The following is a 19,476-nucleotide window of genomic DNA, read 5'->3' as shown; positions in this document are numbered from 1 at the left end:
CGCGCGGCCGGGCAGGTCGCGCGCGGGTGGGCCGGGAAGTCCGACCGGCGCGTCGTCGTCCCTTCCGGGTGCCGGGTGCCGGCGGCTCAGGCGGCCGCGCGGCGCTCGTGCTGGTACACCGCCACGGAGAAGGGGCGGTGCGACGCGTCGTGCACGTGGTGGGCGATCCGCGACAGCGCCCGGTCCTCCTCCACGAACCGGTGCAGCCGCTCGGCCTCCGGCCACGGGTGCACCAGGACGAGCACCCCGCCGGGGGCCAGCACCCCGGCGAGCCGCTCCGACGCCCGCCGCAACCGGTCGGGCCGGCCCACGTAGTAGAGGGTCTCCGCGCAGAAGACGAGGTCGAAGGCGCGCCCCGTGGCGAGGGTGACGAGGTCGGCCTGGACGAGCGCCGTGCGGGCCGCCGCGTCCCTGGTCCGGTCGCGGGCCCGCAGCAGCGCCCGGTGGGAGATGTCGATCCCCATGATCCGCGCCCGGGGGTGGGCAGCGGCCAGCAGTCCGGTGAACACGCCCTCGCTGCAGCCCACCTCCAGGATCCGCCGGTACGGCCTGGCCGGCACCTGGCCGAGGGTGGCCTCGTACTTGTGCCGCTCGTAGCCGTCGGTGCCCAGCTGCCACGGGTCGGGACTGCGGTGCCACCAGTCGAAGTAGCGGCGCAGCACCTCGCCCTGCCCGCGCGGGGACAGCAGGGAGATCGTCTGGAAGAAGGCCCGGTGCATGAGCTCGGGAAGTCGCGCCACGACGGTTCCACCCTCCGGCCGAGGTACCTCTCGACACGAACCTAAGCCGCCCGTCCCCCGTTCGTCATCGTCCCCGGGGATCATCGGCGGCATGGCACCCAGGGAGGAGGCGGGTCATGCCCGGGAACGGCTCGCGAACGCGGAACGCCCGGCGTCCCGTGACGGGAGCCGGGCGTCCGGGAGCGGTCGGCCGGATCAGTGGTGCCGGCCGATCACCTTGACGTAGTCGGTGGCCCCGGCCGGCTCCAGCCCGCGGGAGCCGTCGAAGACGGCCTTCCACGTGCCCGAGGTGTGGGCCCGGGCGGTGGCGTGGAAGTAGCCGTCGGAGCTGGTCCGGACGGAGTCCACGTAGTGCCACCGGCCGCTGTGGTTCGGCTTGAAGAGGATGGTGATCCGCTTCCAGCCGAGCCGGTGCCACTTCTCGGACTCGCCACAGTCGTCGGCGTGGTGGACGGAGACGAAGCCGCTGATGTAGTCCTCGTCGCACTGCACCGACAGCTTGCCCTCCAGGCTCAGCGTCTTGCCGCGCCAGACGGGCTCCGGGTTGGCGTCGAACTGCAGCCGGGTCTGACCGCCGTCGTAGCCGGGATCTGCCAGCGCCGGAGCGGAGGCCGCTCCCAGCACGGTGGCCCCGAGGGCGGCCGCCGCCAGGCCGGCGGCGAGTCGTCGCATCATGATCGAAGGTCCTTCCCCGTGTGCACACGCCCCAGGCGGAGCGCGTCACTCACAAAGATGTGCAAAAGGGAAGAAAGGTTTCAGCATAGAAGATCACGATTCGACAACGGCCATCGCGCTCAGTCCCGGTGACCACCCACGTCGAAGACACGGGACAGGACCGGGGCGTAGTCCTCGGTGCCGGCGAAGCGGACCCGCCACTGGCCGCCGCCCGGACGGCCGCGCACCGTCCTGGTGAAGGCGCCCCTCTCCCCCGTCGACGCGGCGGCCACCTTCTGCCAGGAGCCCGAGGCGCCGGCGCGCCAGAGGATCTCGACCGGCTGCTCGGCGAACGCCGCGTAGCCGGCGTGGCCGCGTGACCCCACCCGGTTGAGCACCCCGCTCAGCCGCACCTGGGCGGGACCCTGCGCCTCGCCGAAGCGCACCGACGTCAGCCTGGTCTCGCGGCGCAACTGGAACGTGGTGGTCCTGGTGACGCTCGCCCCGGCCGCGTCCCGGGCCGTCGCCGTGATCGTCCACGTGCCGGACGGGTAGAAGCGGTTGAGTGCCTTGTCCGGCAGGAAACGCCAGGTCTCCCAGCCCTCCGTACGACCCCGGACCGGCTCCGCGGCCAGGCGCGCCGCGCGGTCCGGCCAGGCGGCCGGCCCCATCTCCCCCTGGCGGACGGGCCCGCGCCCGGCGTGACCTGCCTGGCCGGGGCGGGCCGGCCAGCGTGACAGCGGCCAGTCCATGTTCGACGGCTTGCGGCCGGTGGGCCGCCCGAACGGCCCGCCGGCGGTCGTCGCCTTGCCCGCCCCGCCCGCCCGGCCGGGCCTGGCCGCCTTGCCGGGCCTGCCGGCCGCGGCCTTGACCGCCGCGTGCGGGAAGGGCGCCGGGCCGGTGGCCGGCAGGGTGACGGCCCGCGGCTGTGAGGGCACGTGCTGGACGGGCATGGACGCGGCGGGCTCCGGCCGGGCGAGCGCCGGGTCGCCGGGCCGCACCTCGGCGGGGAGCGTGGACACCGCCGGCTGCGGGGTGGGCGGCGCCGCCCCGGAGTCGTCGGCGAGCTGCGGCGGCGCGCCTGGCTCGACCTTGACGGTCACGCCGTCCTTGCCGTGGACACCCTTGGCGATCACGTCGATCACCATGCGGACGGAGTTCTCCGGGCCGACCACCGGCTCGGCCGGCCGTACCAGGATCTCCCGGATGGCGAGCCCGGGCGCGACCGGGGTCGGGGCGGGAGCCGGAGCGGGGGCCGCGACAGGGGCCGCGACAGGGGCCGAGGCCGCCGACCGGGTCGTGGCGGCAGCCGCGGAGGCGAGACCGGCCGCGGGGGCGAGACCGGAGGGAACGGACGACGTGAGGGCGTGCCCGGTCGCGGCGGAGGACGCCGGCGCGGGCACCGTGAGCGCCCCCACCGCGAGCGAGACGAGTACGAGTCTTCTGGTCATGACACAGGACGCTAGGAACCGCCCGGTCATGGCGAGGTCCAGGACACACGCCCCGGATGGCAAAACGGCGCACCGTCACGCCGCGGTCAGCCGGCGTAGAGGCTCTCGATGACGTCGGCGTACTTGGCGTGGACGACCCGCCGCTTCAGCTTCAGGCTCGGGGTGAGCTCCTCGGTCTCGGCCGTCCACTCGGCGCCGAGCAGCGCCCACCGCTTGACCTGCTGCACCCGGGCCAGCTTGGCGTTGGCCGCCGCGACGGCCGCCTCGACCTCCTTGAGCACCTCCGGGTGGACGGCCAGCTCGGCGAGCGAGCCCTCGACGCCGCGTGCGGCCGCCCAGCCGGGCGCCACCTCGGCGTCCAGGGTGAGCACGGCGACGGGGTAGGGCCGGTTGTCACCGTAGGCGAGGGCCTGGCCGATCAGGGGGTGCTCCTTGAGCTGGCTCTCGATGCCGGCCGGGGAGATGTTCTCGCCGCCCGAGGTGATGATCAGCTCCTTCTTGCGGTCGATCACCCGGTAGAAGCCGTCGTCGTCGACGGTGCCGATGTCGCCGGTGTGCAGCCAGCCGTCGGCGTCGATCAGCTCGGCGGTGCCGTCGGGCCGGTTGAGGTAGCCCCGCGTGTTCAGCGGGCTGCGGGTGAGGATCTCGCCGTCCTCGGCGATGCGCACCTCGGCCCCCGGCTCGGCCCGGCCGACGCTGCCGAGCCGGTAGCAGTCGGGGCTGTTGGCGGTGAACGCCCCGGTCGTCTCCGTCATGCCGTACACGTCGATGACCTTCAGCCCCAGGCCGGCGAAGAAGCGCTGCACCTCGGCGGGCAGCGGCGCGGCGCCGGTCGCGGTCCACCGGGCCCGGTCGAAGCCGATCATGCCGCGCACGATCGACAGCAGCGACTCGTCGGCCTGCTCGAACGCGGCCCGGATCTCGGGGGTGACGGTGTGGCCGTACTGGCCGGCCTCGACGTAGGCGAGGCCGGCCGCCATGGCCCGGCGGACCGCGTCCTGCTGCTCCTGCGGCTGGGCGGCGAGGACGGCGAGCAGGCGGGCCATCATCTTCTCCCACACGCGCGGCACCCCGAAGAACAGCATGGGCCTGACCTGGCCCAGGGTGGCGCCCAGGTCGGCCAGGTCGGTGCAGAAGTGCACGTGCGACGCCTTGGCCAGAGGCAGGTAGAGGCTGAGCACCCGCTCGGCGATGTGCGCGTAGGTGAGGTAGGAGATCTGCGTGCCCAGCTCGGGCAGCCCGGTCATCCGGTTGGTCGCCGCCACCTCGTAGAGCACGTTGTGGTGGGTGAGCGGCACGCCCTTGGGCATGCCGGTCGTGCCGGAGGTGTAGAGGACGGTGACCACGTCGTCGGGCGTGACCGCCCGCCAGCGCGCCTCGACGGCGGCGGGATCGGCGGCCAGCGCCGACCGGCCGAGGGCCAGGAAGTCGTCCCACGCCAGGAACCTGTCTCCGGCGGGAGCGCCCTCCAGCATGATGACGCGGCGCAGGCCCGGCAGCCGGTCCAGCACGTCCTCCCAGCGCGCCAGGTCGTCGGGCCCGCCGAGGACCGCGAACCTGGCGCCCACGTCGTCCGCCACGAACGCGATCTGCTCCGGCGCGAACGTCGAGTAGACCGTGCAGCCGACGCCGCCCGCGTGCACCGCGCCGAGGTCGGCCAGCACGTGCTCGCTGCGGTTGACCATCATCAGCGCCACCGCCTCGCCGGGCCGCAGCCCGAGCGCGGCGAACCCGGCGGCGATCTCCAGGACCCGCCGCCGGGCCTCGGCGTACCCGAGGGTCACCCAGCCGTCCTCGACGGGGTCGGAGTAGGCGGGGGCGTCGGGGTGCCGTTCGGCCACCCGCCGGAGCTGCTCGCACACGGTACGGCCCGCGATCAGGCTCTCGATCTCGGCCCGGACCTCGAGGACATCGGCCATGCCACCCGCCTCCAGTCAGTGTTCGCCTGCGCCAGGGGCATGCATCGCACCACACGACCGGGGTAGCGGCAAGACCCTTGGCGGAAACCGGAGCAGCGACCGCGTAAGGTGATGCTCCACGAGCGGAGAGTGCTGTCCGGGGGTGCGCCATGACGAACGAACGGACCTTCTTCGGGCACCCGTGGGGCCTGGCGCCCCTGTTCGGCACCGAGATGTGGGAGCGCTTCCGCCGGTACGGCCTGCGCGCGATCCTGACCACGTTCCTGGCGGCCGAGCACCACGAGCCCGCCCTGCGTGACCCGGGTGGCGGGCCGTCCGGTAGTAATGACGAACGTGCCTGAGCTTCTCGACCTCATCGGGATCTTCGTCTTCGCCCTGTCGGGCGCGCTCATGGGCGTGCGCAAGCGGCTCGACGTGGTCGGCATGGCCGTGCTCGCCGAGATGACCGCGCTCGGCGGCGGCGTGGTGCGCGACCTCGTGCTGAACGTCCGGCCGGCGGCCTTCCAGAGCGTCGGCTACGTGCTGGTGCCGCTGGCGGCCACGGCGATCGTGTTCTTCTGGCATCCGCACGTGGCCAAGGTGATGCCGGCGATCCTCGTGCTCGACGCGGCCGGTCTCGGCCTGTTCTGCTCGGTCGGCACCCTCAAGGCCCTGGAGTACGGGCTGAGTCCGCTGCACGCGACCCTGCTCGGCGTCGCCACCGCCGTGGGTGGCGGCATGCTGCGCGACGTGCTGGCCGGTGAGATCCCGACCCTGCTGTACGACCGGCAGCTCTACGCCGTCCCGGCGCTGCTCGGCTCGACGATGATGGCCGGGCTGTCCGCGGCTGGCCTGCACGGCTGGCCGGTGACGCTGGCCTCCGCCGTACTGGCCTTCGGGCTGCGCATCGCGGCGATGCGGTACCGCTGGCGGGCCCCGCTGGCGCGGGGCGTCGCCCCGCCGGACTGAGCCGGGCCGGGGTTGATCACCGAGGGCGAGCCGCACCCCTGCTCATCATGACGGCGAACCCGTCGAGGTGGCGTGCCAGGATGTAGTCGAACATCCCGTCCAGGTCCGACCCCGTCTCCTCGGGGAGCGTGGCCAGGAGCGGGAACTGTCCAGTGCCGAGGAGTTCGTCGGCCCGCTTGCGCTGGAGCAGCCACCACCCGTCGAGCGTCACGCCGGTCTCCTGCTCGGCTTCGGTCTCCTCCGCCATGGACAGCGCCACGGTGCGGACCAGTGCGGGCAGCGTGAGGGCCTCGCGGAGCCGGGTCTCCATGGGCAACCCGAGCTCGTCGAGTGCGCGCAGGGTCCACTCGGTGTGGGCCATCATGTTGGGCACCAGCAAGGGGCGGGTGAACGAGACGGCCCTGGGCAGCCAGAGGTGCCGCCGGGACAGCTCCCACTGCCGGTAGGCGATCAGCTCCAGCTTGGCCCGCCACCCCTCCGGCCCCGGCACGGGCAGCTCCACTTCGCCGAAGACCTCGTCGGCCATCTGCGTCACCAGTTCGTCCTTGCCCGTCACGTGCCGATACAGCGACATCGGGCCCGCGCCGAGCTCGGCCGCGAGCCGCCGCATGGACACCGCGCCGAGCCCTTCGGCGTCGGCGATCGCAATGGCGGCGCGCAGGACGTGCCTGCGGTTCAGCGAGCCCTTGGGGACGCCGGGCTGCCGCGCCGTCGGCAGCCCGGCCGGACCGGCCGGCCGCTCCCTTCGGCTCGCGCGTGCGCCGCTGACCACCGTGCCGGCGCCGACCTTCGCCTCGACCAGTCCCTCGTCACGCAGGGCCGCCACCACCTTGGTCGCGGTCGCGACCGCGACACCCCATCGCTGGGCGATCTGCCGGATGGACGGCACGCGATCGCCTGGCCGCAGGTCGCCGGCCAGAATCCGGGTACGGAGCTCCGCGACGATGCGCCGGTAGGGCGGATCCGGACGTTGCGTGGTCATGAGTGCCTTCCCATCCCTTCAGTGTACTAGTTCATTATTCAAGCACACTAGTACACTTTCTCTTGCAGTGGGCCGGTGAAGTCATGAAACCGACAGGACGTGCCCATACGATGTACGCATGACATTGAATACGCCGTACGCACACATGTGGCGAGCGAAGGCGACAGCCTATGCCGAACTACGGTCGTGGCATCGGCCACTCATGATCATGGTGGCGGCCATGTCCGCACTGGTCGCCGTCGCGGGCGTCGGTCTCTTCGCCGACGGTCGCGAACTCCTGCACCAGTCGGTCTGGGCCAAGCCGCTGAAGTTCGGGGCGTCGTTCGTCATGTACGGCGCGACGCTCGCCTGGCTGATACCGAAGCTGCGCCGGGCGCGACGCACGATGTGGCTGGTCGGAACGGTCTTCGCCGTCGCCGGCCTGATCGACGTCGGTTTCATCGCGGTGCAGGCCGCCCGCGGCACCTTCAGCCACTTCAACGCCGGCACCGACACGTTCAACCGGATCGGGCAGCAGATCTTCTCCACCGGCGTGTTCGGGCTGTTCGGGGCCAGCCTGATCGTCGCCGTCATGCTGCTGTTCCAGCGCATCGGTGACGCGGCGCTCACCTGGGCCCTGCGTGCCGGGCTCGGGCTGGCCGTCCTCGGCATGGCGCTGGCGTCCTTCATCACCGGGTGGACCTCGTCGGCCGGGCCCCGCACGGTCGAGGACGCCTACGGCAACGCGGTCCCGCTGGTGGGCGGACACGGGGTCGGGGCACCGGACGGCGGCGGCATGCCGATCACGAACTGGAGCACCACGGGCGGCGACCTGCGCGTCCCGCACTTCATCGGCCTGCACTCCGTCCAGGTGTTCGTGCTCACGGTGCTGGTTCTCACCGCTCTCGCGACCCGGATCGGCCTGCTGCGCCACGAACGCGTACGCGCCCGGCTCACCGGGGTCGTCATCGTGGGCTACAGCGCGCTGTTCACCATCACCGCCTGGCAGGCGCTGCGCGGCCAGTCGCTGATCCACCCCGACGCGGCCACCTGGACCGCGCTCGCGGCGACGGCCGTCATGACCGCGCTGACGGCGGCCCTGGCCGTCGCGGCGGCCCACCGCGCCGAGCGGGCCCGCCGCGGTCAGACCATCGCGACGAAGGAGTCGGGCGGGCGGGCCGCCCCGGCGGGCCCCCGCTCGCGGGCGGCGGCGATGCGGGCCACGCCCTCGCGCAGCACCGGCGGCGCCAAGGTGTAGGGCAGGCGCAGATAGCCCTCCAGCGTGCCCTCCACGCCGAACCACGGCCCCGGGGCCAGCCGCACGCCGTGCCCGGCGGCGACCTCGGACAGGGACACGGCCGAGCCCTCGTCCAGCCGCACCCACAGGCTGCCGCCGCCGCGCGGCACGGTGAAGGCCCACCCTGGCAGGTGTTCGCGCAGCGCGGTCACGAGCGCCTCGCGGGAGGCGCACAGGGTGCGCCGGCGCTCGGCCCTGGTCTCCTCGATCCGGTCGAACAGCCGGGCCACCACGAGCTGTTCCAGGACGGGGCTGGCGATGTCGACCGACGCCCGGTGCAGCGCCAGCCGGCGGGCCAGCGCGGCGGTGGTGCGCACCCAGCCGATGCGCAGCCCGCCCCACCACAGCTTGGAGGCCGAGCCGATGCTGACGACCCGGCTGTCGGTGTCGAACGCCGCCATCGGCGCGGTCCGCGGCACCTCGTCCAGATCCAGCTCCGACCACGTCTCGTCGATCACTAGGGTGGTGTCGTGCCGCCGGGCGGCCCCGGCGACGGCGGCGCGGGTGGCGTCGTCCATGAGCGCGCCCGTGGGGTTGTGGAAGTCGGGCATCAGGTAGGCCACCCGGGCGGCCGCCTGGCGCATGGCGCAGGCGAGCAGGTCGGGCTGCCAGCCCTCGTGCGAGATGCCGACGGGCACCAGCCGGGCGCCGCGCATGCGGGCGGCGTCGATGGCGTGCGGGTAGGTGGGCGACTCGACCAGCACCGGGTCTCCGGCGCCGAGCAGCAGACCGGTGACGATCTGGATGGCGTGCTGGGAGCCGGTGGTGACGAGGATCTGCTCGGGGCGGGTGGCCACGCCGCGGGCGGTGTAGCGGGCGGCGATCCGCTCGCGCAGCACGGGCAGGCCCATCGGGTGGTAGCCGTGGCCCATGCCGTACCTGGGCAGGTCCTCGACCGCCTCGGCCATCGCCGTGCGCAGCGCGGACGGGGCGGGCGGGGCGGCGGCGTGCAACTGGATCAGGCCGTCGGCGCCGGTGGACAGCCACGGGTTGTCGACGGCCGAGGCGGGGTCGGGCAGCGCGGTCCAGCTGCCCGACCCCTGCCGGCTCTCCAGGTAGCCGCGTTCGCGCAGCAGGTCGTAGGCGGCGGTCACGGTGGTGCGGCTGACGCCCAGGGCCTGCGCCAGGTGCCGCTCGGCGGGCATGCGCACCCGGACGGGGACGCGCCCGTCCGTGATGAGCGTCCGCACGGCGTCGGCGAGCGCCCGGTAGTAGGGCCTGGCCTGCTCCGGCACGTCGGCGAGCCGGGCCAGCTGTGCCGCCCCCAGATGTCTCATAAGGCCACTTTTCAGGATTGGTCCTGTTATCGCAAGCCGGTGGCCTGCCACTGTGGTGCCACTATGAGCGAAGCGACACTCCCCTACGCCGGATCCCTGCCCGCCCGCCTGCTCCGCCTGTACGGCGGTCTCGCCCTCTACGGCGGCGGCATCGGGCTCCAGGTCGGCTCGGGGCTCGGCAACAACCCGTGGGACGCCTTCCACCAGGGCGTCGCCCTGCGGGCCGGACTCACGATCGGCACCGTCATCATCGCGGTCGGCGCGCTGGTGATGCTGCTGTGGATCCCGCTGCGGCAGCGGCCCGGGGTCGGCACGATCAGCAACGTGATCTTCGTGGGCCTGTTCGCCGACGCGGCGATCCTGCTGCTGCCCGCACCCGGTCACTGGACGCTGAGCTGGCTCTACCTGGTGCTCGCCGTGGTGTCGATCGCGCTGGCCACGACCCTGTACATCAGCGCGGGCATGGGCCCCGGACCGCGTGACGGCCTCATGACGGGCCTGGTGCGCCTCGGCCTGTCGGTCCGGCTCGGCCGCTTCCTCATCGAGGTCGGGGTCCTGGCGGCCGGCTGGCTGCTGGGCGGCACGGTCGGCGTCGGCACCGTGGTCTTCGCCGTGGCCATCGGGCCGCTGACGCAGTTGTTCGGCCGCTGGTTCCCGTTGGAGACGGCACCGCGGGTCGGCAGGGGCCGTCCGGCCGAGTAGCGTCGAGGCATGCGGATCGAGGACTACGCACTCATCGGGGACATGCAGTCGGCGGCCCTGGTCGCCAGGGACGGCTCCATCGACTGGCTCTGCCTGCCGAGGTTCGACTCTCCCGCGTGCTTCGCGGCCCTGCTCGGCGGCGAGCGCAACGGTCACTGGTGGCTCGGCCCCACCGGCCGCAGGCCCGCCGACCGGCGCCGCTACCGCCCCGACACGCTCATCCTGGAAAGCGAGTGGGACACCCCCACCGGCACCGTCCGCGTGATCGACTTCATGCCGCCGCGCGACGTCAACCCCGACGTCGTGCGCATCGTGGAGGGCGTGTCGGGCACCGTCGAGATGTCCACGCAACTCCGCGTGCGCTTCGACTACGGCAGGATCGTGCCGTGGGTGCGCCGCACCGACGGCCATCTTCAGGCGGTCGGCGGGCCCGACTCGGTGTGGTTGCACTCCCCCGTCCCGCTCAGGGGCGGCGACTACGCCCACCACGCCACGTTTCACGTCCGGGCGGGCCAGCGCCTGCCGTTCGTGTTCACCTGGCACCCGTCCCACGAGCCGATGCCGCCGCAGATCCAGTGCGAGGACCAGCTCGCCGAGACCGAGGCCATGTGGACCGAGTGGGTGGGCCGGTGCTGTGACGAGGGCCCCTGGCGCGACGCCGTGGTGCGCTCGCTCATCACGCTCAAGGCGCTCACCTACGCCCCCACCGGCGGCATCGTGGCCGCCCCCACGACGTCCCTGCCGGAGGACCTCGGCGGGGTGCGCAACTGGGACTACCGCTTCTGCTGGCTGCGCGACGCCACGATGACGATCGACGCGCTGATCGGCAACGGCTACCTGGAGGAGGCCGCCTCCTGGCGCGCGTGGCTGCTGCGCGCCATCGCGGGCCGCCCCCAGGACCTGCAGATCATGTACGGCGTGGCCGGGGAGCGCCGGCTGCCCGAGATGCAGCTCGACTGGCTCGACGGCTACGAGGACTCGCGGCCGGTCCGGATCGGCAACGACGCGGTCAACCAGCTCCAGCTCGATGTCTACGGCGAGGTGATGAACTGCCTGTTCCTCGCCCACGACTCCGGACTGACGGTCGACCACCGTTCCTGGTCCATCCAGCGCGAGCTGCTCGCCTACGTCGAGGAGCACTGGGACGAGCCCGACGAGGGCCTGTGGGAGGTGCGCGGCCCGCGCCGGCACTTCACCCACTCCAAGATGATGTGCTGGGTGGCCCTCGACCGCGCGGTGCGCAGCGTCGAGCGCTTCGGCCTGGCCGGGCCGGTGGATCGGTGGCGGGCGGCCCGCGACGCCGTCCACGCCGAGATCTGCGCCAAGGGCTACGACCCGCGGCGCAACACCTTCACCCAGTCCTACGGCTCCTCCGAGCTGGACGCGGCGCTGCTGCTGATGCCGATCGTCGGCTTCCTGCCGGCCGACGATCCGCGCGTGCTCGGCACCGTGGCGGCCATCGAGAAGGAGCTGATGTCCGACGGTTTCGTGCTGCGCTACCCGGTGGCGGCCGACAACGACGTCGACGGGCTGCCGGGCGGGGAGGGGGCGTTCCTGGCGTGCAGCTTCTGGCTGGTGGAGGTGATGGCCATGCAGGGGCGCAGGGAGGAGGCGCGGGAGCTGTTCGAGCGGCTGCTGGCGCTGCGCAACGACGTGGGGCTGCTGGCGGAGGAGTACGACCCCCGCTACGGCCGGCTGGTCGGCAACTTCCCGCAGGCGTTCAGCCACGTGCCCCTCGTGCACGCGGCGCGGGCGCTGTCCGCGGACGCCCCGTCGGAGGGCATGCTGTCCTCGGAGGGCCACTCGGAGGCCCGGCCCTGACCGGTGAAAGGGCGGGGCGGCTCAGGCGGCGAGGCGGGCGAGGACGCGGGCGAACTCCGGCGGCGGCGCCACCACCAGCCGCGTCTGCCCGCCGTGCAGCACGATGTCGGCCTTGATGAGTCGCAGCCGCCCCTCGTGCCACCAGTAGACCTGCGCGCTGAGCCCGCCGGTGCGTGCGGCGTGCACGCGCAGCCGCTCGATGGCGCGCACCGCGCCGATCCCGGTCACCGGGTACACGAGCAGCGTGTACGGGTCGGGCAGCACGGCGAGCACCCCGTCGGCCGGCACGGAGACGTAGTCGCCGAGCCAGCGCAGGTGCGTGGCCGTGGACGGGCCCTGCCCGGTCAGGCGTGAGACGGGCGTGCCGGACAGTTGGATGGCCTCCACCGACAGCCGCTCGCGCCGGACGTTGGAGGCGGCCATCTCCAGCGCCTGTCCCGGCGGCACGGGCCAGCAGCCCGCCTCCTCCGGGCGCACCGCGCGGGAGCCCACGGTCAGCAGCTCCACCAGGTCGCCGTTGAGGTGGCGGCCCACCACCCGGGTCAGGTCGGCCACCTCGTCGACGGCCTCCACGCGGGTGCGCAGCAGCGGCCGCACCTGGTCGAGGTCGCCCACGTCGAGCGGGTCGCCGGCCACGGCGACGGCGTGGGACAGGTGCTCGGAGACCAGCATGGGCCAGTCCTCCCTGGTCCGCCTCCCGGCCACCCGCCGCAGTCCGGTCAGCCGCACGACGATCTCTCCGGCGCCCTCCCCCGCCCGCCGCGGCACGGACGCGGGCCCGTCCCTGTGCAGGGTCAGGGTGTGGCCGTCGACGGCGAAGGCGCAGCGGTAGCCCCGGGATTCGGCGACGAGCGCGAGCAGCGAGTCGAGGTCGATGTCCTCGGCCGCCCTCTGTGACGGCTTCCGGTCGCGTCTCAGCCAGGCCACGCGCACGCCTCCATGTCCGTTTCGTCCCGGTATGTCTCTCTACCTTGCCTGGTCGCCGTCGCGGAACAGACCAGCCAGCGAGCACGATTCGGTATCGATAACCCCAAGCGTCCCAAGCCACACACTCAGCTGGGGTGATCCGTGCCCAACGGGCAGCCCGGCCAGGACCGGCACCCCCAGCGGCGCGAGCCGGTCGCGCAGCACCGGATACGGGTCGCCGCAGTCCACCCACGAGCCGAGCGCGAAGCCCCGCACCCCGTCGAAGGCGCCCGCCTGCAGGAGCTGGGTGAGCATCCGGTCGATCCGGTACGGCTCCTCGCCGATGTCCTCCAGCAGCACGATCCGCCCGGCGAACGCCGGCTGGTAGCGGGTGCCGCACATCGAGGCCAGCAGCGACAGGTTTCCGCCCGCCAGTATGCCCTCGGCCCGGCCCGGCACGAGCACCCGGTCGCCGGTGACCGGCCCCGGCGGCCCGAACAGCGCCGCCCGCAGGTGCTCGAACGAGCGCGGCTCCGGCTCGTGCTCGTCGGCGATGGTCAGGCAGGCCGGCATCGGCCCGTGCAGGGTGGGCACGCCCAGCTCGGCGGCGAAGGCGTGGTGCAGCGCCGTGATGTCGCTGGAGCCGACCAGGATCTTCGGACCGGCCGCGCGCATGGCGTCCCAGTCGAGCAGGCCGAGCAGCCGGGCCGCGCCGTAGCCGCCCCTGGAGCAGAACACCGCCGACACCGCCGGATCGCACCAGGCGGCCTGCAGGTCGGCCGCGCGAGCGGCGTCGGAGCCGGCGAGATAGGACAGCTCCTGCCGGTCGAGCACCCGGCCGCCGACGATCACCTTGAGACCCAGCCCCTGCTCCAGCCGCTCCACCCCCCGGGCGAGCAGGGCGGCGTCCGGCGGGCCCGACGGTGAGACGATGGCGACGGTGTCACCTTGCTGCATGGATCGACTCCTTGGCTCGGCCACCCGCAAAACGGTGCCACACTTACCTGACGTATGCGACTTCCGCCCCACATCCTCGTGGTCAACGGCATCAAGGTCCGCAGGCCGGTCTTCCTGCTGGGAGCCCCGCATTCCGGCGCGGACCTGGTCGGCCGCGCCCTCAAACGCTCCCCCGGCTTCCACGTGACGATGGGCCGCGCGTCCGTCGCCCACGTCGTGTACGCCTTCGCGCGCAAGCCGTCGATCGCCGAGAGCTCCGGAGCGGTCCGGGTGCTGCGCGACGCGCTGGCCGAGTCGTGGCAGGTGCTGCCCGGCTCGTGCGGGCGCTGCGCCGAGCCCTGCCGGGAGGCGGGCGGCGTGACGGCCGGCGGCCCGTGCGTGGCTCCCGGCTCGGTGACGAGGTTCGGTGACGCGAGCCCCGACCTGCTCTACTGCGCCCCGGTGCTGCAGCGGGCCTTCCCCGACGCGAGGTTCGTGCAGCTCATCCGCGACGGCCGCGACGTGGTCGCCGACATGCTGGACGACCCGGCGTGCCTGACGTGGTTCAAGCCGGCGATGCTGACCGGGCAGACCGAGTTCCCCAACGCCTTCCTCGGCGTCAACCGCGACGAGCACGTCGAGAAGTGGAAGGGCATGCCGGTGGCGGGCAAGTGCGCGCTGCGCTGGCGCAGCGCGGTGCGGCTCAACGCCGCGCTCCGCCGCGACCTGCCGGAGGAGCGGCTGCTGACGGTGCGCTACGAGGACCTCGCGCTCCAGCCGGCGCGGACGGTGGCGGCGCTCACCGACTTCCTCGGCAGCCGCGTCTCCAAGGTCGCCCTGTACGGCGGAGGTGACGGCCCGCCCCTGGGCGGCCGGGGCGCCGAGCCGGGAGCCTGGCGGACGCGGCTGCGGCCCGCCGACGCGACGCTGGTGGAGAAGGTCGCCCGTCAGGAGCTCATGAGGCTGGGCTATCTGCCGAGCTGAACTGGGTGCGGTGCAGCTCGGCGTAGAGCCCGCCGCGGGCCAGCAGCTCGTCGTGGGCGCCCCGCTCGGCGATGCGGCCGTCCTGGACGACGAGGATCTCGTCGGCCTCGCGGATGGTGGCCAGCCGGTGGGCGATGACCAGGGAGGTGCGGCCGGCCAGGGCGGTCTTGAGCGCCTGCTGCACGGCGGCCTCCGACTCGGAGTCGAGATGGGCGGTGGCCTCGTCGAGCACGACCACGCGCGGCGCCTTCAGCAGCAGCCTGGCCAGCGCCAGGCGCTGCTTCTCACCGCCCGACAGGCGGTGGCCGCGGTCGCCCACGACGGTGTCGAGGCCGTCGGGCAGGCTCTCGACCAGGTCGGCGATCTGCGCGGCCCGCAGCGCCTCCCACAGCTGCTCGTCGCCGGCCTCGGGGCGGGCGTAACGCAGGTTGGCCCCGATCGTGTCGTGGAACAGGTGGGCGTCCTGGGTGACCACCCCGACGGTGTCGCGCAGCGAGGCGAGCGTGGCCTCCCGCACGTCGAGCCCGTTGAGCCGGACCGCGCCCTCGGTGGCGTCGTAGAGCCGCGACACCAGCGAGGTGATCGTGGTCTTGCCCGCGCCGGACGGCCCGACGAGGGCGACCAGCCGGCCGGGGGCCGCGGTGAACGACACGCCGGCGAGCACCGGGTGGGAGGGGCCGGTGTCCTGCTTGGCCACCGACTCCAGCGAGGCGAGCGACACCTCCTCGGCCGCCGGGTAGCGGAAGCGGACGTCGTCGAACTCGATCGTCACCGGCCCGGCGGGCACCGGCACGGCGTCCGGCCGCTCGGCCACCATCGGCTTGAGGTCGAGCACCTCGAAGACGCGGTCGAAGCTGACCAGCGCCGTCATGACGTCCACCTGCACGTTGGACAGCGAGGTCAGCGGGCCGTAGAGGCGCATGAGCAGCGCCGTCAGGGCGACCAGCGTGCCCAGCTCGAACACGTCGCCGACGGCCAGCATGCCGCCGACGCCGTACACGAGGGCGGTGGCGAGCGCGGCGACCAGGCCGAGCGCGACGCGGAAGAAGGTGCCGTACATGCCGACGGTGACGCCGACGTCGCGCACCCTGGCCGCGCGGGCGCCGAACAGCGCGGCGTCGTCCTCGGGCCGGCCGTAGAGCTTGGCGAGCATCGCGCCGGCCACGTTGAACCGCCCGGTGGTGACGGAGCTCATCTCGGCGTCGAGCTGCATCTGCTCGCGCGTCAGCGCGGACATGCGGCGCCCCACCCACTTGGCGGGCACCACGAAGACGGGCAGCAGCACGAGGGCGACCAGGGTCACCTGCCACGACAGCACGAGCATGGCGCCGAGCACGATGACCAGGCTGATCACGTTGGACACGACCGATGACAGGGTGCTGGTCAGGGCTCGCTGGGCGCCGATGACATCGGTGTTGAGCCGCGAGACGAGCGCGCCGGTCTGCGCGCGCATGAAGAACGCCACCGGCATGCGCTGGACGTGGTCGAAGACCTCGGTGCGCAGGTCGTAGATGAGCCCCTCCCCCACGCGGGCGGAGAACCACCGTTGCGCGAGCGTGAGCGCGGCGTCGACCAGCGCCAGGACGGCGATGGCGACGGCCAGGCCGACGACGACGCCCGGCCGCCGGGGCAGGATGCCGTCGTCGATGATGGCCTTCATCAGCAGCGGGTTGGCCACCACGATCACGGCCCCGGCCATGACGAGCAGCAGGAACGCCGTGATCTGCCGGCCGTGCGGCCGGGCGTAGCGGGCGATGCGCCGGACCGTGCCAGGCCGCAGCCGCTGCTTGGTGACGGAGTCGTCGCGCCGCATCGACGCCATCATCTGCGGGCCGAAGCCCGATCCCATCATCGCCATCCGGGGTCCTCCTCCCCGGTGTGAGCGCTCGGGGTCATCGCCGTGTTCCCCCGTCAGCTCAGCGCGTAACTCCCGTCAGGAGGCGCCGCCGAACAGCGCCTTGAAGCGCGCCGCCTGCTCGGCCCGCTCGGCCGCGCTCTGCTCCTCCAGGGTGCGCCCCGCCGCGCCCTGGAGGAGTCGTTTGGTCGCCGCCGCCGCGTCGCGGTTGGTGGACAGCAGCTCGGTGGTCTTGTCTCGGACGGCGTCCGCCAGCTCGTCGCGGGTCACGACGCGCTCGGCGAGGCCGATGCGCAGGGCCTCGTCGGCCTCCACGATCCTGGCGGTCAGGCAGATGTCGGTCGCCTTGGCCAGGCCCACGAGCTCCACGAGCGGCTTGGTGCCGGTCAGATCGGGCACCAGCCCCAGCGCGGGCTCCTTCATGCAGAACTTGACGTCGTCGGCCACGATGCGCAGGTCACAGGCGAGCGCGAGCTGGAACCCCGCGCCGATGGCGTGACCGTGCACGGCCGCGATGGAAACGATCTCGGGTCGGCGCAGCCACAGGAAACCCTGCTGAGCCTGCCGCACCGTCTGCTCGAACGACGCGGCGCCGAGCCTGGCGGCCGAGCCGAACGAGCCCTGTCCGGGCACTCCCTCCGGTGTGAACATACGCAGGTCGATCCCTGCCGAGAAGGACGGTCCCTCGCCTCTCACGACGACGACGCGCACCTGCTCCGGCAGGCTGTCGCCGATGCGGGCCAGCTCCGACCAGGTCGCGAACGTCTGCGCGTTCCGCTTGTCCGGCCGGTCCAGCGTGATCGTCGCGATCTCACCGTCCACCTCGTAGCGCAGTCCGGTCTCCGCCGATGTGCCGGCAGAGCCGTCCGCCGTGAACCCCCCGCGCCGATGTGGCGCCTTCGCTTCCGCCATCGCCCGCTCCTTCATCACTGAACCGTCGCGCCCGAGCTTACAGAACGTCATTCTGGGCCCGGGCGCGACGGCTGGCTGACTAGGGACGAGCGGCTGCGGTCGCACGTTCCGAGGCGGCCGTCAGCGCTTGGACTTGCCTCGGGTGGCCCCTCCGCGCCCGCGCAGAGTCACGCCGGACTCGCTCAGGATGCGGTGGATGAACCCGTAGGACCGACCGGTCGAAGCGGCCAGGGCGCGGATGCTCTCACCCGCGGCATAGCGCTTCTTGAGATCGCCGGCCAGTTTCTCCCGGTCGGCCCCGGTCACCCGGGTGCCCTTCTTCAGTGTCTCGGCCACGAGTACCTCCTGTAGTGCCGGACTTCCGCAGCGTTACTCCGCCATGATCAGTCATTTCAGCGGGATCGGCTACCTACTCCACGGGAAAAGATCCGTACCCACCCAAATTAAGATCAGGCAAGTGCCACAAGATCGGAAAATTCGTCGCTCCATGCGTCTTCAGTTCCGTCCGGTAGCAAGATCACCCTATCCGGTGACAGGGCGTCAACGGCACCCTCGTCGTGGGTGACGAGCACGATCGCCCCTGAATACGACCTCAGGGCCTGCAGAACCTGCTCGCGGCTGACCGGGTCGAGGTTGTTCGTGGGCTCGTCGAGGAGGAGGACGTTGGCACTGGACAGCACGAGGATGGCCAGCGCCAGACGGGTCTTCTCGCCGCCGGAGAGCACCCCGGCCGGCTTGTCGACGTCGTCTCCGGTGAACAGGAAGGATCCGAGCACCTTGCGCAGCTCGGTGTCGGTGAACGTGCCGCCGGCCGAGCGCATGTTCTCCAGCAGCGTCCGGTCGGGGTCGAGGGTCTCGTGCTCCTGCGCGTAGTAGCCGATCTTGAGGCCGTGGCCGGGCCTGATGGCGCCGGAGTCGGGCTGCTCGACGCCGCCGAGCAGGCGCAGCAGCGTGGTCTTGCCGGCGCCGTTGAGGCCGAGGATGACGACCCGGTGACCTCGGTCGATGGCCACGTCGACGTCGGTGAAGACCTCCAGGGAGCCGTAGGACTTGGACAGCCCCTCGCCCACCAGCGGGGTGCGGCCGCACGGCTGCGGCTCCGGGAAGCGCAGCCTGGCCACCTTGTCGCTCTGGCGCTCCTCCTCGGTGGAGGCGAGCAGCCGGTGGGCGCGGCGCATCATGTCCTGGGCGGCCTTGGCCTTGGTGGCCTTGGCGCGCATCTTGTCGGCCTGGGCGAGCAGCGCGCCCGCCTGCTTCTCGGCGTTGGCCCGCTCGCGCTTGCGCCGCTTCTCGTCGGTCTCCCGTTGCGCAAGGTAAGCTTTCCAACCCACGTTGTAGTGGTCGATCACGCATCGGTTCGCGTCGAGGTGCAGGACCTTGTTGACCGTCGCTTCAAGAAGGTCTACGTCATGGCTGATGATCACCAAGCCGCCCTGATGGGATCGCAAAAAATCGCGAAGCCATCCGATTGAGTCCGCATCTAGGTGGTTTGTCGGCTCGTCGAGAAGGAGAGTTTCCGCTCCGCTGAAAAGAATGCGGGCCAATTCGACGCGCCTGCGCTGACCGCCAGAAAGCGTTTTCAGCGGCTGGGAGAGCACCCGGTCCGGCAGGCCGAGACTGGAGGCGATGGAGGCCGCCTCCGACTCGGCCGCGTAGCCGCCGAGCACGTGCATCTGGTCCTCCAGCCGGCCGTACTGGCGCACCGCCTTCTCGCGGGTGCGCTCGTCGGCCGACGACATGCCCAGCTCGGCCTGGCGCAGCTTGCGCAGCACCTCGTCGAGGCCCCGCGCCGACAGGATGCGGTCGCGGGCGAGCACCTCCAGGTCGCCGGTGCGGGGGTCCTGCGGCAGGTAGCCGACGCTGCCGCTGGTGGTGACCGACCCGGCGGCGGGCAGCGCCTCACCGGCCAGCACCTTGGTCAGCGTGGTCTTGCCGGCCCCGTTGCGGCCGACGAGGCCGATCTTGTCGCCGGGGTTGACCCGGAAGGAGGCGGTTTCGATGAGCAGGCGCGCGCCGGCGCGCAGCTCGATGTCACTGGCGATGATCATGGTTGACGTAACACTCCCGTGCTAGGAAACGAGGGATTCGGCGTGCTGCGCCGGTCAATCGGGAG

General features: G+C 72.6%; 18 protein-coding genes. 6 read left to right on the top strand and 12 right to left on the bottom strand.

Annotated elements, in window-relative coordinates; all coding sequences use genetic code 11:
* Positions 1–86: 86 nt before the first annotated feature.
* The 4 genes from ACGF0J_RS15420 to ACGF0J_RS15405 form a co-directional block, all read right to left on the bottom strand.
* A complete protein-coding gene (locus tag ACGF0J_RS15420; RefSeq protein WP_393146057.1) occupies positions 87–740 on the bottom strand; it encodes a class I SAM-dependent methyltransferase in 654 nt (217 codons plus the stop codon).
* Between the two features lie 195 nt (positions 741–935).
* Complete coding sequence (locus tag ACGF0J_RS15415) at positions 936–1,415, bottom strand: hypothetical protein (RefSeq protein ID WP_393146055.1); 480 nt, start codon at positions 1,413–1,415, stop codon at positions 936–938.
* A 119-nt stretch (positions 1,416–1,534) separates the two neighbouring features.
* Positions 1,535–2,845 (bottom strand): hypothetical protein, encoded by a 1,311-nt coding sequence (locus ACGF0J_RS15410; protein ID WP_393146053.1) that lies wholly within the window; start codon positions 2,843–2,845, stop codon positions 1,535–1,537.
* 86 nt (positions 2,846–2,931) lie between these two features.
* On the bottom strand, positions 2,932–4,764 hold the full coding sequence (locus ACGF0J_RS15405) for an AMP-dependent synthetase/ligase (protein WP_393146051.1): 1,833 nt from the start codon (positions 4,762–4,764) through the stop codon (positions 2,932–2,934).
* A 149-nt stretch (positions 4,765–4,913) separates the two neighbouring features.
* Between ACGF0J_RS15405 and ACGF0J_RS15400 the strand changes: the two genes are divergently transcribed.
* Both ACGF0J_RS15400 and ACGF0J_RS15395 read left to right on the top strand, forming a co-directional pair.
* Positions 4,914–5,105, top strand: a complete 192-nt coding sequence (locus ACGF0J_RS15400) for a hypothetical protein (RefSeq protein WP_393146049.1) — start codon at positions 4,914–4,916, stop codon at positions 5,103–5,105.
* A complete protein-coding gene (locus tag ACGF0J_RS15395; RefSeq protein ID WP_393146047.1) occupies positions 5,098–5,712 on the top strand; it encodes a trimeric intracellular cation channel family protein in 615 nt (204 codons plus the stop codon). The genes ACGF0J_RS15400 and ACGF0J_RS15395 overlap by 8 nt, the downstream gene beginning before the upstream one ends.
* A gap of 16 nt (positions 5,713–5,728) precedes the next feature.
* Here the strand turns inward: ACGF0J_RS15395 and ACGF0J_RS15390 are convergent, their stop codons facing one another.
* Positions 5,729–6,694 carry a GntR family transcriptional regulator gene (locus ACGF0J_RS15390; RefSeq protein ID WP_393146045.1) on the bottom strand — a complete coding sequence of 322 codons (966 nt, stop codon included), beginning with the start codon at positions 6,692–6,694 and terminating at the stop codon, positions 5,729–5,731.
* 220 nt (positions 6,695–6,914) lie between these two features.
* Here ACGF0J_RS15390 and ACGF0J_RS15385 point away from each other — a divergent pair, with 220 nt between their 5' ends.
* A complete protein-coding gene (locus ACGF0J_RS15385; protein WP_393146043.1) occupies positions 6,915–7,931 on the top strand; it encodes a hypothetical protein in 1,017 nt (338 codons plus the stop codon).
* Here ACGF0J_RS15385 and ACGF0J_RS15380 read toward each other — a convergent pair.
* Positions 7,817–9,247, bottom strand: coding sequence for a PLP-dependent aminotransferase family protein (locus tag ACGF0J_RS15380; RefSeq protein WP_393146041.1), 1,431 nt, complete (start codon positions 9,245–9,247; stop codon positions 7,817–7,819). The two genes, ACGF0J_RS15385 and ACGF0J_RS15380, sit on opposite strands and share 115 nt — an antisense overlap.
* Before the next feature lie 63 nt (positions 9,248–9,310).
* Between ACGF0J_RS15380 and ACGF0J_RS15375 the strand changes: the two genes are divergently transcribed.
* Complete coding sequence (locus ACGF0J_RS15375; RefSeq protein ID WP_393146039.1) at positions 9,311–9,949, top strand: YitT family protein; 639 nt, start codon at positions 9,311–9,313, stop codon at positions 9,947–9,949.
* A gap of 9 nt (positions 9,950–9,958) precedes the next feature.
* Positions 9,959–11,770 carry a glycoside hydrolase family 15 protein gene (locus ACGF0J_RS15370; RefSeq protein WP_393146037.1) on the top strand — a complete coding sequence of 604 codons (1,812 nt, stop codon included), beginning with the start codon at positions 9,959–9,961 and terminating at the stop codon, positions 11,768–11,770.
* Between the two features lie 21 nt (positions 11,771–11,791).
* Here the strand turns inward: ACGF0J_RS15370 and ACGF0J_RS15365 are convergent, their stop codons facing one another.
* Positions 11,792–12,697 carry a hypothetical protein gene (locus ACGF0J_RS15365; RefSeq protein ID WP_393146035.1) on the bottom strand — a complete coding sequence of 302 codons (906 nt, stop codon included), beginning with the start codon at positions 12,695–12,697 and terminating at the stop codon, positions 11,792–11,794.
* A gap of 39 nt (positions 12,698–12,736) precedes the next feature.
* On the bottom strand, positions 12,737–13,633 hold the full coding sequence (locus tag ACGF0J_RS15360; protein WP_393146033.1) for an LD-carboxypeptidase: 897 nt from the start codon (positions 13,631–13,633) through the stop codon (positions 12,737–12,739).
* Positions 13,634–13,687: 54 nt separating this feature from the next.
* On the opposite strand from ACGF0J_RS15360, the gene ACGF0J_RS15355 reads away from it, so the two are divergent.
* Entirely contained in the window at positions 13,688–14,596 is a 909-nt protein-coding gene (locus ACGF0J_RS15355) for a sulfotransferase family protein (protein ID WP_393146031.1), read from the top strand.
* Here ACGF0J_RS15355 and ACGF0J_RS15350 read toward each other — a convergent pair.
* The 4 genes from ACGF0J_RS15350 to ACGF0J_RS15335 all read right to left on the bottom strand — a co-directional run bounded on the left by ACGF0J_RS15350 (position 14,568) and on the right by ACGF0J_RS15335 (position 19,411).
* Positions 14,568–16,454: an ABC transporter ATP-binding protein gene (locus ACGF0J_RS15350; protein WP_393146029.1), complete on the bottom strand. Its 1,887-nt coding sequence runs from the start codon at positions 16,452–16,454 to the stop codon at positions 14,568–14,570. The genes ACGF0J_RS15355 and ACGF0J_RS15350 overlap by 29 nt on opposite strands.
* Before the next feature lie 75 nt (positions 16,455–16,529).
* A complete protein-coding gene (locus ACGF0J_RS15345; protein ID WP_393146027.1) occupies positions 16,530–17,363 on the bottom strand; it encodes an enoyl-CoA hydratase/isomerase family protein in 834 nt (277 codons plus the stop codon).
* A 120-nt stretch (positions 17,364–17,483) separates the two neighbouring features.
* A complete protein-coding gene (locus ACGF0J_RS15340; RefSeq protein WP_020547488.1) occupies positions 17,484–17,699 on the bottom strand; it encodes a helix-turn-helix domain-containing protein in 216 nt (71 codons plus the stop codon).
* A 113-nt stretch (positions 17,700–17,812) separates the two neighbouring features.
* Positions 17,813–19,411 (bottom strand): ABC-F family ATP-binding cassette domain-containing protein, encoded by a 1,599-nt coding sequence (locus ACGF0J_RS15335; protein WP_393146025.1) that lies wholly within the window; start codon positions 19,409–19,411, stop codon positions 17,813–17,815.
* Positions 19,412–19,476 lie beyond the last annotated feature (65 nt).

Origin of the sequence: Nonomuraea sp. NPDC047897 (genome assembly GCF_043204415.1) — a bacterium.
GTDB lineage: Bacteria > Actinomycetota > Actinomycetes > Streptosporangiales > Streptosporangiaceae > Nonomuraea.
This window is presented reverse-complemented; position numbering and strand designations above follow the sequence as displayed.